General features: G+C 70.4%; 15 protein-coding genes. 6 read left to right on the top strand and 9 right to left on the bottom strand.

The window, feature by feature from the left end; all coding sequences use genetic code 11:
- Positions 1–68 precede the first annotated feature (68 nt).
- Positions 69–1,550: a hydrolase gene (locus ACFYM2_RS15905; RefSeq protein WP_388836610.1), complete on the top strand. Its 1,482-nt coding sequence runs from the start codon at positions 69–71 to the stop codon at positions 1,548–1,550.
- Positions 1,551–1,605: 55 nt separating this feature from the next.
- Here the strand turns inward: ACFYM2_RS15905 and ACFYM2_RS15900 are convergent, their stop codons facing one another.
- From ACFYM2_RS15900 to ACFYM2_RS15890, 3 genes are all read right to left on the bottom strand, one after another.
- On the bottom strand, positions 1,606–2,856 hold the full coding sequence (locus tag ACFYM2_RS15900; protein WP_358996031.1) for a cytochrome P450: 1,251 nt from the start codon (positions 2,854–2,856) through the stop codon (positions 1,606–1,608).
- A 323-nt stretch (positions 2,857–3,179) separates the two neighbouring features.
- Positions 3,180–5,399: an NADP-dependent isocitrate dehydrogenase gene (locus ACFYM2_RS15895; protein ID WP_388836607.1), complete on the bottom strand. Its 2,220-nt coding sequence runs from the start codon at positions 5,397–5,399 to the stop codon at positions 3,180–3,182.
- 133 nt (positions 5,400–5,532) lie between these two features.
- Positions 5,533–5,739 carry a cold shock domain-containing protein gene (locus ACFYM2_RS15890; RefSeq protein WP_350228983.1) on the bottom strand — a complete coding sequence of 69 codons (207 nt, stop codon included), beginning with the start codon at positions 5,737–5,739 and terminating at the stop codon, positions 5,533–5,535.
- Between the two features lie 399 nt (positions 5,740–6,138).
- On the opposite strand from ACFYM2_RS15890, the gene ACFYM2_RS15885 reads away from it, so the two are divergent.
- From ACFYM2_RS15885 to ACFYM2_RS15875, 3 genes are all read left to right on the top strand, one after another.
- Complete coding sequence (locus ACFYM2_RS15885; protein ID WP_358995801.1) at positions 6,139–7,239, top strand: mechanosensitive ion channel family protein; 1,101 nt, start codon at positions 6,139–6,141, stop codon at positions 7,237–7,239.
- 308 nt (positions 7,240–7,547) lie between these two features.
- Entirely contained in the window at positions 7,548–7,988 is a 441-nt protein-coding gene (locus ACFYM2_RS15880; RefSeq protein ID WP_350228985.1) for a helix-turn-helix transcriptional regulator, read from the top strand.
- 10 nt (positions 7,989–7,998) lie between these two features.
- A complete protein-coding gene (locus tag ACFYM2_RS15875) occupies positions 7,999–8,409 on the top strand; it encodes a VOC family protein (RefSeq protein ID WP_388456818.1) in 411 nt (136 codons plus the stop codon).
- Here the strand turns inward: ACFYM2_RS15875 and ACFYM2_RS15870 are convergent.
- Together ACFYM2_RS15870 and ACFYM2_RS15865 are read right to left on the bottom strand one after the other, a co-directional pair.
- On the bottom strand, positions 8,368–8,571 hold the full coding sequence (locus ACFYM2_RS15870; RefSeq protein ID WP_388836604.1) for a hypothetical protein: 204 nt from the start codon (positions 8,569–8,571) through the stop codon (positions 8,368–8,370). The genes ACFYM2_RS15875 and ACFYM2_RS15870 overlap by 42 nt on opposite strands.
- A gap of 54 nt (positions 8,572–8,625) precedes the next feature.
- Positions 8,626–9,297, bottom strand: coding sequence for a nitroreductase family protein (locus ACFYM2_RS15865; RefSeq protein WP_388836601.1), 672 nt, complete (start codon positions 9,295–9,297; stop codon positions 8,626–8,628).
- 68 nt (positions 9,298–9,365) lie between these two features.
- Between ACFYM2_RS15865 and ACFYM2_RS15860 the strand changes: the two genes are divergently transcribed.
- On the top strand, positions 9,366–9,758 hold the full coding sequence (locus ACFYM2_RS15860) for a winged helix-turn-helix transcriptional regulator (protein ID WP_388836598.1): 393 nt from the start codon (positions 9,366–9,368) through the stop codon (positions 9,756–9,758).
- A gap of 43 nt (positions 9,759–9,801) precedes the next feature.
- On the opposite strand, the gene ACFYM2_RS15855 is transcribed toward ACFYM2_RS15860, so the two are convergent.
- The 4 genes from ACFYM2_RS15855 to ACFYM2_RS15840 all read right to left on the bottom strand — a co-directional run bounded on the left by ACFYM2_RS15855 (position 9,802) and on the right by ACFYM2_RS15840 (position 12,135).
- A complete protein-coding gene (locus ACFYM2_RS15855; RefSeq protein ID WP_388836595.1) occupies positions 9,802–10,527 on the bottom strand; it encodes a 2OG-Fe(II) oxygenase in 726 nt (241 codons plus the stop codon).
- A 163-nt stretch (positions 10,528–10,690) separates the two neighbouring features.
- Positions 10,691–10,969, bottom strand: a complete 279-nt coding sequence (locus ACFYM2_RS15850; RefSeq protein WP_388836593.1) for a glutaredoxin domain-containing protein — start codon at positions 10,967–10,969, stop codon at positions 10,691–10,693.
- Between the two features lie 203 nt (positions 10,970–11,172).
- Positions 11,173–11,715, bottom strand: a complete 543-nt coding sequence (locus tag ACFYM2_RS15845; protein WP_388836590.1) for an EF-hand domain-containing protein — start codon at positions 11,713–11,715, stop codon at positions 11,173–11,175.
- A 258-nt stretch (positions 11,716–11,973) separates the two neighbouring features.
- Positions 11,974–12,135, bottom strand: coding sequence for a hydrophobic protein (locus ACFYM2_RS15840; RefSeq protein WP_161252934.1), 162 nt, complete (start codon positions 12,133–12,135; stop codon positions 11,974–11,976).
- Positions 12,136–12,502: 367 nt separating this feature from the next.
- On the opposite strand from ACFYM2_RS15840, the gene ACFYM2_RS15835 reads away from it, so the two are divergent.
- Positions 12,503–13,225, top strand: a complete 723-nt coding sequence (locus ACFYM2_RS15835) for an alpha/beta hydrolase (protein WP_358995776.1) — start codon at positions 12,503–12,505, stop codon at positions 13,223–13,225.
- Positions 13,226–13,309 lie beyond the last annotated feature (84 nt).

The raw sequence follows: 13,309 nt of genomic DNA, 5'->3' as shown, positions 1-13,309 counted from the left end.
CGACGTTCTACGCGCGCAGACTTGGTGTCCCCACCACCTCTCCCCCACCCTCCATGGAGGTACGCAGGATGCTCGGAGCCATACGTTCCGGCCGCTCGCGCCGACGGACCGCAGGCGCCCTGACCGCACTGGGCGCGCTCGTCGTCGCCGGTGGCACGGCCGCCCAGGCCGCCACCCCGCACACCACCCCGCACGCCACGGCGGCCCACGCCGCCGTCACCGCCCAGCACCGGGTGCTGTTCGACAACTCCAAGGCGGAGACCGCGGGCAACGCCGACTGGATCATCAGTACGAGCCAGCCGGATCCGCTGGGCCAGAACCCGTCCCCCGCCACCGAGAAGGACTGGACCGGCGCCCTGTCCTCGTGGGGCGTGGCGCTCCAGAAGACCGGCGACTACGCCCTCAAGACGCTGCCGTCGGGCAACACCATCACCTACGGCACGTCCTCCCCGCTCGACCTGAAGAACTTCGACACCTTCGTCATGCCCGAGCCCAACGTCCTGCTGAGCGCGGCCGAGAAGACCGCGGTGATGCGGTTCGTGCAGAACGGCGGCGGACTCTTCCTGATCTCCGACCACACCGGCTCGGACCGCAACAACGACGGCGCGGACGCGGTGAAGGTCATCAACGACCTGATGTCCAACAACAGCGTCGACAGCACCGACCCGTTCGGGTTCTCGGTGGACTCGCTCAACATCGCCAACGACAACCCGCGCGCCATCGACGACACCGCCGACCCGGTCCTCAACGGCTCGTTCGGCAAGGTGACGGGCAGCATCATCCGCAACGGGACCACGGTGACGCTCAAGCCCGCCGACAACCCCGCCGCCAAGGGCGAGGTGTACCGCACCGGTTCCTCCGGCACCACCGGGGCGTTCTTCGCCACCAGCACCTTCGGCAGCGGCCGCGTCGCCTTCTGGGGCGACAGCTCGCCCATCGACGACGGCACCGGCCAGTCGGGCAACACGCTGTACGACGGCTGGGACGACCCGGCCGGCACCGACGCGGCTCTCGCCCTGAACGCCACCGCCTGGCTGTCCGGCGCGGCCGGCGGCAGCGGAGGCGGTGGCACCACGCCGTGCGCCCCGGCGCAGCTGCTCGCCAACCCGGGCTTCGAATCGGGGAGTTCGGGCTGGACGGCGAGCAGCGGGATCATCAACACCAGCGCGGGCGAGCCCGCGCGCACCGGCGCCTACAAGGCCTGGCTCGGCGGTAAGGGGACCGCGCACACCGACACCCTCGCCCAGACGGTGACGATCCCCTCGGGCTGCGCCGCCCAGTTCGGCTTCCAGCTGCACACCGACACCGCCGAGACGACCGGCACCACGGCCTACGACACGCTCAAGGTCCAGGTCGTGAACGCGAGCGGATCGGTCCTTGCCACCCTCGCCACGTACTCCAACCTGGACGCGGCGAGCGGCTACGCGCCGCGCGCCTTCGACCTCGGCGCCTACGCGGGGCAGACGGTGACGCTCAAGTTCACCGCCACCGAGGGCTCCAAGCTCCAGACGTCGTTCGTCCTCGACGACACCGCGCTCACCGTGAGCTGACCGGTCAGGACGTGCGGGGTTCGCGCCGCCCGGGTCACGGCCCGGGCGGTCCTGGTCAGCCGCGCGGGCGTACCGGCAGCGACTCGATTCCGTACACGATCGACAGCTTGCGGAAGGCGAGGTCCTGCGCGGGTACCGCCAGGCGCATGTTCGGGAAGCGGCGGACCAGGGCGGGGAAGGCGGCGCGCAGTTCCATGCGGGCCAGTTCGGCGCCGATGCAGCGGTGGATGCCGTAGCCGAAGGCGAGATGGCCGCTCGCCCTGCGGTGCGGGTCGAAGCGGCCGCCGTCCTCGGTGAAGGCGGCGTCGCGGTTGGCGGCGCTGAGCGAGCAGAGCACCATGTCGCCCTTGGGTATGCGTACGCCCGCGACCTCGACGTCCTCGCGGGCGAAGCGCGGGAAGGCGAGCTGGACGACGGTGAGGTAGCGCAGCGCCTCCTCGACGAAGGTCGCGGCCGCCGCCTCGTCGTGGGCTATGCGCGCGAAGGCGTCGGGGTCCTGGAGCAGGACCAGCGAGCCGAGCGCCAGCATGCTGGCGGTGGTCTCGAACCCGCCGGTCAGGACGCCGTCGGCGAGCCCCGCGAGTTCGTCGTCGCCGACGCTGTCGCCGTGCTCCTTGACGATCATGCCGATCAGGCCGTCGCCCGGGTTCTCGCGCTGCTTCTTGACCACGTCTCGGAAATACGACAGCGACGCGGACATGGCGCCGAGCGGCGCGGTCGCCCCGGCGAACAGGTCGAAGCGTTCCATGGCGAGCTGCTGGAAGTCGTGCCGGTCCTCGTAGGGCACGCCAAGGAGCTCGCATATGGTCAGCGAGGGTATGGGCAGCGCGAACGCCTCGACCAGGTCGACGACGCCGTCCGCCGCCTCCATCATGTCGAGCCGTTCCTCGACGAGGGCGTCGATGCGCGGGGTCAGGCGGCGCAGCCTGCGCATGGTGAACTCGGGCGTCAGGATGCGGCGCAGCCGGGTGTGCACCGGCGGATCGCTGAATCCGAGCCCGCCGGGATGCTGCTCCTCGACGACGCCCGCGTTGCCCGCGAGGTGGGTGAAGTCGTTGCTGAACCCGTCGGCGGAGCCGAGGACGGCCTTGACGGCGTCATGGCCGGTCACCACCCAGGCGTCCATCCCGAACGGCAGCGCGACCTTGGTGACGGGCTCGTCGGCCTGTCTCACGGTCAGTTCGGGGACCGGGTCGAGACCGTCCCGGCGCAGCGGCATGAGCAGCGCGTCGGGCAGCAGCGAGATCGTGCCGGGACCGATACCACGCTTCTGGATCCTGGCAAGGTAGGTGCGCCCGAGCCACATGGTGACTCGGGAACGGAGATTTACCCTCAAGGCGGACTCCAAGGACAGGTTGTGCGGCCAGGACACCGGGTACGACCGGGTGGCTCAGGATAAGTGGCCCGTGGGCGCTGTGGATCCGGCAGGGACTCAGCTCACACGCGCTGTGCGCCGGGAGCGGTGTTTCCGTGTCCTCTTACGTGCTGACGGGCGACGTCCGACGGGGGGGCGGTTTCGGCCGGCGGTGGGGCGTTTTCAGGCCCCGGTGTACGCCGCCGCCCCGGCCGGAGGAGGTCCGGTCGGGGCGGCGGTCCGCTCAACTGGGCGATTTCCCAGGGGAGTTGCCGTCAGGCGAGGGAGGCGATGGCCTGGTTGAAGGTGGCCGAAGGGCGCATGACCTCGGTCGCCTTGGCGGCGTCGGGCTGGTAGTAGCCGCCGATCTCGACCGGCGAGCCCTGTACCGCGATGAGCTCGTCGACGATGACCGACTCCTGCTCGGTCAGCGTCTTGGCCAGCGCCGAGAACGCCTCGGCGAGCTGCGCGTCCTCGGTCTGCTTGGCCAGCTCCTGCGCCCAGTACAGGGCCAGGTAGAAGTGGCTGCCGCGGTTGTCGATGCCGCCCAGCTTGCGGCTGGGCGACTTGTCCTCGTTGAGGAAGGTGCCCGTGGCGCGGTCCAGGGTGTCGGCGAGGATCTGGGCGCGCGCGTTGCCCGTGGTGGTCGCCAGGTGCTCGAAGCTGACCGCGAGCGCGAGGAATTCGCCCAGGCTGTCCCAGCGCAGGTAGTTCTCCTTGACCAGCTGCTGGACGTGCTTGGGCGCGGAGCCGCCGGCGCCCGTCTCGAAGAGGCCGCCGCCGTTCATCAGCGGGACCACCGAGAGCATCTTGGCGCTGGTGCCCAGCTCCAGGATCGGGAAGAGGTCGGTCAGGTAGTCGCGCAGCACGTTGCCGGTGACGGAGATGGTGTTCTCGCCGCGGCGGATGCGCTCCACGGACAGCTTGGTCGCGTCGACCGGGTTGAGGATCTGGATGTCAAGGCCCTCGGTGTCGTGCTCGCCCAGGTACTGCTTGACCTTCGCGATGAGCTCAGCGTCGTGGGCGCGGCCCTCGTCCAGCCAGAAGACGGCCGGGTCGCCGGTGGCGCGGGCGCGCGTGACGGCGAGCTTGACCCAGTCCTTGATCGGGGCGTCCTTGGTCTGGCAGGCGCGGAAGATGTCGCCCTCGGCGACCGCCTGCTCCAGGACCACGTTGCCCGCGGCGTCCACCAGGCGCACCGTGCCGGTGGCCGGGATCTCGAAGGTCTTGTCGTGCGAGCCGTACTCCTCGGCCTTCTGCGCCATGAGGCCGACGTTCGGCACGGAGCCCATGGTCGAGGGGTCGTAGGCGCCGTTGGCCCGGCAGTCCTCGATCACGGCCTGGTAGACACCGGCGTAGCTGCTGTCGGGCAGCACGGCCAGGGTGTCGGCCTCGGCGCCCTCGCGGTTCCACATGTGGCCCGAGGTACGGATCATGGCCGGCATGGAGGCGTCGACGATGACGTCGGAGGGGACGTGCAGGTTGGTGATGCCGCGGTCGGAGTCGACCATGGCGAGCTCCGGGCCCTCGGCGAGCTCGGCGTCGAAGGACGCCTTGATCTCGGCGCCCTCGGGCAGCGACTCCAGGCCCTTGTAGATGCCGCCGAGGCCGTCGTTCGGGGTCAGACCCGCGGCGGCGAACACCTGGCCGTACTTCGCGAACGTCTTGGGGAAGAAGGCGCGCACCACGTGGCCGAAGATGATCGGGTCGGAGACCTTCATCATCGTGGCCTTCAGGTGCACGGAGAAGAGCACGCCCTCGGCCTTGGCGCGGGCGATCTGCTCCGTGAGGAATTCGCGCAGCACGGCCACGCGCAGCACGGAGGCGTCGACGACCTCACCGGCGAGGACCGGTACGGACTCGCGCAGCACGGTGGTGGTGCCGTTGTCGGCCACCAGCTCGATGCGCAGCGTGTCGTCGGCGGCGATGACCGCGGACTTCTCGGTGGACCGGAAGTCGTCCACGCCCATGGTGGCGACGTTCGTCTTGGAGTCGGCGGTCCACTTGCCCATGCGGTGCGGGTGGGCCTTGGCGTAGTTCTTGACCGACGCGGGGGCGCGGCGGTCGGAGTTGCCCTCGCGCAGGACCGGGTTGACGGCGCTGCCCTTGATCTTGTCGTAGCGCGCGCGGACGTCCCTGTCCTGGTCGCTCTTCGGGTCGTCCGGGTAGTCCGGGAGGGCGTAGCCCTGGCACTGAAGCTCGGCGACGGCCGCCTTGAGCTGGGGGATGGAGGCCGACACGTTCGGCAGCTTGATGATGTTCGCGCCGGGCGTCTTGGCCAGCTCACCGAGCTCGGCGAGCGCGTCGTCGATCCGCTGGCTCTCCTCGAGGAATTCGGGGAAGCTCGCGATGATGCGCCCCGCCAGGGAGATGTCACGGGTCTCCACAGTGACGCCCGCGGTCGAGGCGTACGCCTGGATCACGGGCAGGAACGAATGCGTCGCCAGGGCGGGCGCCTCGTCAGTGTGGGTGTAGATGATGGTCGAGTCAGTCACCGGGTGCTCCGCTCCACGTCTGCAACATTGCTCGACATCAAGATATCTCCTGATCGTCCGGGCTCATGACGGGACCCCGGCCCCGGGGCGCCCTCCGGGCGGCCGCGCGGCCGCTGCCGCCGGGTCCCGACCCTCAGGGACGTACGGCACGCGCCTCGAAGCGGCCCACTCCGAGTTCGATCACGAAGGAGACCTGCTGCCCCTCGGACAGCGTCTGCGTCTCGCCCTCGATGTCCTCGCGGCGCACGTGGATGGCGTCGTGCTGCCCGAACGGCACGACGAAGCCGTAACCCTTCTCACGGTCGAAGTACTGAACGATTCCGTCGCACCTCTCGCTCATGGACTCACTCCTCGCGTGATCGTTCATGCGACCGGTCGGGGGCCGGGGCCGGGTCGCGGACGGGGAACCGGCCGGGTGCACCGGTGCCTGGACGGGCACGGACCGCCGCTCGGGAGCCGAACGGGCTCCCTACTCGTACGTATACCGTCGCATCCCCCCTTTGATACCTCCAGCGGTACGGGGCCGGCGGGGGCCAGGCGGCCCGTGCGAGGAGCCGGGACCGGCTGCGGGGAGGCCGCGCCCCATGGGGCAGGATGGCAGCCCGTTCGCGGGGCGGCTCTTCGAACGGGGCGCCAGGCACGACGATCTGACAGGTGACAAGGTGACGACACATCACACGGGGCCCTCGACGGCGCCCCGCTCCCGCCCTTCGCTGCCCCGCCGCCCGGAGGGTGTGCGTTGAACCGAGGCGTTGTCCTGCACGACTGGGTGGCGGCCTGCATAGCGCTGGCCGCGGGCGTCGCGGCCGGGCTGCTGCTGCGCGTCCTGCTGAAGTGGCTGGGAAAGCACGCGCTCAGGACGCGGTGGCGGGGGGACGACATCATTGTCGACGCCCTGCGCACCGTCGCGCCCTGGGCGGCCGCGATCGCCGGCGCCGCGGCCGCCGCCTCGGCGCTGCCGCTGACCGCACGGGTGGCGGGGATCGTCAACCACACCCTGTCCGCCCTGATCATCCTGATCACCACCTTCACCGTGGCCCGGGTCGTCGCCGGGCTCGTACAGTCCCTCGCGCAGTCCCGGACCGGCGTGGCCGGCTCGGCGACGATCTTCGTCAACATCACCCGCGTCGTGGTCGTCGCGATGGGCGCCCTGGTCGCGCTCGAAACCGTCGGCGTCTCAATAGCTCCCCTGCTCACCGCGCTCGGGGTCGGCGGCCTCGCGGTGGCGCTCGCGCTCCAGGACACCCTCGCCAACCTCTTCGCGGGTGTGCACATCCTCGCCTCGAAGACCGTCCAGCCCGGTGACTACATCCGGCTCAGCGGCGGTGAGGAGGGGTATGTCGTCGACATCAACTGGCGCAACACCGTGGTGCGCAATCTGTCGAACAACCTCGTGATCATCCCCAATGCCCGGCTCGCCCGCACCAACATGACCAACTACACGCGCCCCGAACAGGAGTTGACGATCGTGGTGCAGGTGGGGGTCGGCTACGAGTGCGATCTGGAGCACGTGGAGCGGGTGACCCTGGACGTCGTCGACAGCGTGATGACGGACATCACGGGCGCGCTGCCCGGGCACGAGGCCGCCGTCCGCTTCCACACGTTCGCGGACTCCCGGGTCAACTTCTCGGTGATCCTCGGGGTCGGGGAGTTCAGCGACCAGTACCGGATCAAGCACGAGTTCATCAAACGCCTCCACCGGCGGTACCGGGCCGAGGGGATCTCGATCCCCGCGCCGGCCCGGGAGGTCTCCCTGCGCCAGGCCCCGCCAGGCCCCGCGCGCCTCCCCCACCAACGCGAGGCGTCCGACTCACCGCTCCCCGACACCCTCCAGCACTGAGCCCCGCCATGGGCCGGGGGCGGAGGGTCCGGGGTGCCGGGGCCGGGGTGCCGAGGCCGCACTGAGCCCCGCCCCGGGCCGGGGGCGAAGGGTGCCAAGGCCTGGGGGCCAGGGCCCGGGGGCCAGGGCCCGGGGGCCAGGGCCCGGGGGCCAAGGCCCGGGGGCCAAGGCCCGGGGGCCAAGGCCCGGGGGCCAAGGCCCGGGGGCGGGGTCCAGGGGTCGCCGCTCACCTGCCCCCGGACCGCTCCCCGCCCGACCCGACGGCCCGGTGGCCCGGTGGCCCGGTGGCCCGGTGGTAGCGTCGTGACATGACCCCGGAAGAGCTCGCCAATCTCGCGCACCTGCGCCGAGCGCGGGACCTCATCGACCGGGAGTACGCCAAGCCGCTCGACGTACCGACCATGGCGCGGCACGCGCTCATGTCGCCGGCCCACTTCTCGCGGCGGTTCCGCGCGACGTACGGCGAGACCCCCTACAGCTACCTCATGACCCGCCGGATCGAGCGGGCCATGGCGCTGCTGCGTGGGGGAATGAGCGTGACGGACGCGTGCATGGCGGTCGGCTGTACGTCGCTGGGGTCGTTCAGCTCCCGGTTCACCGAGATCGTGGGCGAGACGCCGAGCGCGTACCGCGGCCGGGAGCACGAGGCCGTGGCCGCGATGCCCGCGTGCGTGGCCATGGTGCGCACCCGCCCCGCGCGCGGCCCGGCGAGCAGAACTGGAGAAGCGGGCAAGAAACCCGGCGCCTAACGTTGACGGCATGACCATCGCACTCCAGTACTGCCATGTCACCGTCAATGACCCGGACGAATCGCTCGGCTTCTACCGTGACGCGCTCGGCCTCGACGTCCGCAACGACGTGGCCTCGGGCGGCCACCGCTGGGTCACGCTCGGCAGCGAGAGCCAGCCCGGCCTCGAGATCGTCCTGTCGCAGCCGCACGCGGGCCGGTCCCAGGCGGACGGCGACGCCCTTCAGGAACTGCTCACCAAGGGCGTCCTGCCGACGCTCGTCTTCCGGACGGACGACCTCGACAAGACCTTCGAGAAGGTACGCACCTCGGGCGCCGAGGTGCTGCAAGAGCCCATCGACCAGCCCTGGGGCCCCCGCGACTGCGCCTTCCGCGACCCCTCAGGCAACATGATCCGCATCCAGCAGCAGGGCAAGGCCTAGACGACTGAGCCGATGTGCTGAGTGGCCGAATGCGATCAGCGACCGCATGGTCGGGGCGCTGGTCTTGTGGTTGCGCCAGACCGGTGTCGAGTCGACGATCCAGCGCGCTTCGGAGGTGAAGCCGAGCAGTGCCTGCGCGACCGCGTCCAGGCCGGTCCGCACTGGACGATCCTGGACGCCCCGCGTGCCCGCTCCCGGGGCGGACGGGGCACGTGCCTACTCCTGGTGAGCGGCGCTGTGTTGTGCGGTGTGCCGTTCGTAGAAGACGGTGTGCTCCAGGGTGCGCCGGCCGGGATGGAGCCGTTCCTCCGCCGGGTAGCCGACGGACACGAGCAAGGCGATGGCCAGGTCATCGCGGCCGTCGATCCCGATCACCTTCTTCACCTTGTCCTCGTCCCAGCCGTTCATCGGCGAGGTGGCCAGGCCCATCTCGGTGGCGGCGAGCATCACGAACGAGGCGGCGATCATCGCGTCCTTGACCGCGTATTCGCGGAGCAGGCCGCGCTGGCCAAGGTCCTCCTGGAAGGCTGTCGATGCCGCGGAGAACATGGTGATGAAGTCGTCGCTCCATGCCCCGGCCCGCCGGGCCTGGTCGTAGATGTCGCTGTGGTCATCGCGCCAGGACTGTGGCTCAGCGACGAAGACCAGGACCACGGGAGCTTCCTGCGGTTGCGGCTGTCCGCCGGTGGCCCAGACGAGCCCTTCACGTCCCTCGTCGCCGGTCACGACGACGATCGACCGGTCCTGGAGGTTCCAACTGGTAGGTGCTTCGACGGCGAGCTCAAGCAGCGCGGAGAGGACGGCCTCGGGAATCGGATCAGGCCGGTAGTGGCGCACGGTGCGGCGGGTGCGGATCGCGTCCGCGACGGAGAGTGTCCGGTTCGTCATGCCACTTACTATGGGAGAGTCACTCTCCGATCAGAAGAGGGCACCTTTTTGTGCGTTACTCTCCCACCATGAAGACTGTGGTGGATTCCTCCGGGCTGCCCGCCGACGCCTACTCCGCGAAATGCCCGACGCGCCAGGTCCTCGAGCACATCGCCGGCAAATGGACGATCCTGGTCGTCGACGCCCTGCTGCAAGGCACCATGCGCTACACCGACTTGAGCCGACGTATCGAAGGCGTCTCACAGAAGATGCTCACCCAGACCCTGCGCAGTCTTGAAGCAGACGGCTTCGTCACCCGTACGGTGCACCCGACCATCCCGCCACGTGTCGAGTACGACCTCACCACGCTCGGACGGAGCCTGGCTGAACCCATCGCCGCGCTCCGGCAATGGACGGAAACCCACATCAACGAGATCGAACAGGCCCGAACCCGCGTCATCGCCGAAGCACGGACCCACTGACTCGTCGGCACCTCGTCAGCGGGCTGCGGCCCGGGAGGGCGCGTCACGTGGCGTCGTGGAAGACCAGGCCGAGGGTGCGGCGTTGTCCGGAGCGTACGGTGCTCACGCCGTGCCGCATCGGGGCCGCCGACCAGCCTCGTCGGCTCGCGACGGGCCGGTCCCGGGTGGTGAAGACCAGGCCGTGCCCCTGGGGCAGGACCGTGGCCGAGCCACGGCTCTGGGCGCGCGGGCGCTGCTCGGTCATCAGGAACTCGCCACCGCTGTAGTCGGCGCCCGGCGCGTCCAGGCCGATGACGACCTGGAGCGGGAACAGCATGTCGCCGAACACGTCCCGGTGCAGCGCGTTCCAGTCACCCGGCCCGTACCGCAGCAGAATCTGGGCGGACCGGTCCTGGCCCGCCTCGTGGCACATCGTCAGCCAGTCGTCGAGCCGGTCGGGCCAGGGCGCCGGCCTGCCGAGCCGCGCGGCCCAGTCACGGGCGACGGGCAGCAGGCCGGGATAGAAGGCGGCGCGCAACTCGACGACGAGCGGCGGGAGTTCATGGGTGAGGTAGCGGTACTGGCCGGAGCCGAAACGATGGCGGGCCATGTCGACGGTGGTACGGAATCGCTCGGGCCGGTCGTAGAGCGCGGCGGTCTCCTGGCACTCGTCCGGCGTGAGGAGCCGCCCCGTCAGCGCGTGGCCGTGTTCGTCGAGCTCACCGGCCAGGGCGTTCCAGTCCTGGGCGACCACGCGGTCGCGGAGTGCGGAACGGGTGGTGTCGTTCATGGTGTGACCTCCTCGCGGCACGGCGCCGGACGCCGCCTCGGCAGCGCGCCTCCCGCCTGCTCAGGCGGCGACTACATCCACCTTGCGGGTCGCGCCGGGCCGTCGCTGGCGCGAATCGGACACCACGCTGTCCGTACGCGCTGGGGCGTCACACCCGGGTTGATCAGGCGCGCGAGGTCATCGAGCCCGGGGCGTGGGCTGCGACCGCGCGCAGCAGTTCCTTCTTCGACGGGTTCACCAGGGGGCGCCCGGCCACGGTCACCGTGGGCACGGTCTCGTTCCCGCCCGCCACCGACCGGACGAACGCGGCTCCCTCTGGGTCACGCCAGATGTTCACCTTGGTGTAGCACAGCCGGCTGAAGAGCAACTGGAAACGGAGCTTCATGCAGAAGGTGCACAGGGGCCGCCAGTAGAGCACCACACCAGTTTGGTCACCACTCACGGAACTCCCCCTCGTCGACGCCGTTCCACCCCCGGCGAGCGAAGCATAAACGAGCCCCGCCGGACCGGCTGGGTGGGGCGGCTCGGTGTCGGCTGGTCACGAGGCGCGCGCGTGCCTCAACTGACGGCCCGCGTACGCCTGTTACGTGGACGCGTCCGCGTACGGAACTCTGGACAACTCCCGTCCCGCCCCCGTCGCGCCGCTCAGGCGGCGGGAATGCGGCCGCAGAGCCAGTTGCCGGGGTCTGTCGGGTCGTCGCTCCTCCAGAACTGCTGCCACAGCGACGCGAATTCTTCGCGGGTGAGATGACCGTCGGCGTTCGGATCCAGGAGTTCGAACAGGCCCGTCGTGTCCACGGGCCGGCCGTTCCAGGTCTCCACCAGCGTGCGGTGTTCCTCGGGCGAGATGCGGCCGTCGCCGTCGGCGTCCACGGCGTCGAACAGGGTCCGCGCCGTCGCGGTGACCTCCGCCGCCATGGTGGGCAACCGGTCCACGACGTCCAGGAATTCACCCATGTCGACCGAGCCGTCACCTCGGCGGTCGCCGGCTTCGAGGAGCGTCGCCCACCAGCCCATCATCAGGGATTCCACGCGTGCGTCCAGGTCCGTGCCGGGACGGACGGCCGGCAGCCGACGCCACCGGGCGACCAGCGCGGTGAAATCCTCCGCGCGCAGACAACCGTCGCCGTCCGCGTCGAACGCGGTGAACATCCCCTGGAGCTTGCGCACCTGAAACGCACTGGCCATGTGCGGCCTCCCTCGGCACCGAACCGGCGAAACAGCGGCCACTATAGGCGGGTACGCCTTCCGGCCCCACGGGCACATGTGCGCGTACAAACAGTCGTCCCCCTCCCCCGTGAATTCGGCCGCATTGGACCCCCGGCCCGAATTTCCCTCGCCCTCTGTGCGGGCGGTCCTGCGGTTTCGCGCCGCCACGCGCAGAAGCCCCACACCGCGTTCTTGCGGCATGGGGCACCCGCGTCGGAAGACGCTTACGTCGTGCGGCTACCAGCGATACCAGCGGCCGCTACCTCCCTTGGGACGGGCGATGAATCCCACCAGCCATACGACCAGCACGATCACCGCGATCCACCACAGCGCCTTCAGCGCGAATCCCGCGCCGAAAAGGATCAGGGCCAGCAGAAGAACGAGAAGCAGGGGAACCATAGTTATCAACCTCCAAGGCACCGGATGCCCCGCGATTGTGCGCCCACGCACTCTCGACACCTCTGTTTATAGAAGCTTTATGCGGGAATCCTCATGCGCCTCGCGAGCCCCCGCAGGCCCCCGCGCGGGACGGGGGCTTGGCGCACGGCCCGCGTCGCCGCGTTCACCGCCGTCGCCGCCGTCACCACGTTCGATATTCGTTGGCGCCCCCCCCGGCACCCCCTGCTACCTTTCCGGAGGCCGTGCGAGAGAACGAGGAGGTGGTACCCGTGAACGCAGTATCGACATGGGTGCTCCCCTCCGGGGTCACGGCTGGACGATAGGTCGTCCGGGAGCGCCGCTCTGAGCCCTCCCGAAAGGCACGACCATGCACGTCGTTTCTGAACGACGCCTCGAAGACGGCGTCACCGAACGCGAATTCACCCTCGGCGAGATCCCCGGCACCCTGTGGACGCCCGTGTCCGCCGCGCCGCTCCCGCTGATTCTGATGGCCCACAACAACGGGCTGCCCAAGAGCGAACCCCGCCTGGTGGCCCGGGCCAGGCGCACCGCCGCGCAAGGCTACGCGGTGGCCTCCATCGACGCCTCCGGCTGCGGTGACCGGCCGCGTCCCGCCGAGGCCGATCAGGCCCGTGCTGAGCTGCGCCGGGCGATGCGGGCCGGTGAGCCGGTCGAGGAGATCTTCGAGTCCTTCATCGGCCCGCTGGTCGAAGAGGCAGCCCCGGAGTGGCGGACGGCCCTGGACGCCCTCCTCGCGCTGCCCGAGATCGGCGGCCCGGTCGGATACGCGGGGTGGGCGGCCCTCGGCATCCGCCTCGCGGCGAGCGATCCGCGCATCGCGGCCGCCGGTTTCTTCGCCGGGGGGTATGTGCCCCGCGCCCAGCGCGAGGAGGCCCGGCAGGTCACCATTCCGCTGCTGCTGCTTGTGCAGTGGGACGACGAGGGCAACCCGCGCCGGCGGGCCCTGGAGCTGTTCGACGCCTTCGGCAGCAAGGAGAAGACGCTCCACGCCAACCTGGGCGGCCACCTCGGCACCCCTGCGTTCGAGGCGGAGGACGGTGACCGGTTCTACGGCCGGCACCTGAAGTAGGCCCGGCCCGCCGGAGCGACGGCGGGCCCCGGCCGACGCCGGGCGCCGCTCATCGAGGAGCCCGTCCTCGATGAGCGGCGAGCG

Origin of the sequence: Streptomyces sp. NPDC006711 (assembly GCF_042869775.1) — a bacterium.
GTDB lineage: Bacteria > Actinomycetota > Actinomycetes > Streptomycetales > Streptomycetaceae > Streptomyces.
Note: the sequence above shows the minus strand (reverse complement) of the source record. Positions and strands in the feature narration are given on the sequence as shown.

Coding starts and splice junctions, on each gene's coding strand:
- ACFYM2_RS15905 (WP_388836610.1), top strand. CDS start 69: ATGCTCGGAGCCATACGTTCCGGCCGCTCGCGCCGACGGACCGCAGGC.
- ACFYM2_RS15900 (WP_358996031.1), bottom strand. CDS start 2,856: ATGTGGCTCGGGCGCACCTACCTTGCCAGGATCCAGAAGCGTGGTATC.
- ACFYM2_RS15890 (WP_350228983.1), bottom strand. CDS start 5,739: ATGAGCGAGAGGTGCGACGGAATCGTTCAGTACTTCGACCGTGAGAAG.
- ACFYM2_RS15880 (WP_350228985.1), top strand. CDS start 7,548: ATGACCCCGGAAGAGCTCGCCAATCTCGCGCACCTGCGCCGAGCGCGG.
- ACFYM2_RS15875 (WP_388456818.1), top strand. CDS start 7,999: ATGACCATCGCACTCCAGTACTGCCATGTCACCGTCAATGACCCGGAC.
- ACFYM2_RS15865 (WP_388836601.1), bottom strand. CDS start 9,297: ATGACGAACCGGACACTCTCCGTCGCGGACGCGATCCGCACCCGCCGC.
- ACFYM2_RS15860 (WP_388836598.1), top strand. CDS start 9,366: ATGAAGACTGTGGTGGATTCCTCCGGGCTGCCCGCCGACGCCTACTCC.
- ACFYM2_RS15855 (WP_388836595.1), bottom strand. CDS start 10,527: ATGAACGACACCACCCGTTCCGCACTCCGCGACCGCGTGGTCGCCCAG.
- ACFYM2_RS15845 (WP_388836590.1), bottom strand. CDS start 11,715: ATGGCCAGTGCGTTTCAGGTGCGCAAGCTCCAGGGGATGTTCACCGCG.
- ACFYM2_RS15840 (WP_161252934.1), bottom strand. CDS start 12,135: ATGGTTCCCCTGCTTCTCGTTCTTCTGCTGGCCCTGATCCTTTTCGGC.
- ACFYM2_RS15835 (WP_358995776.1), top strand. CDS start 12,503: ATGCACGTCGTTTCTGAACGACGCCTCGAAGACGGCGTCACCGAACGC.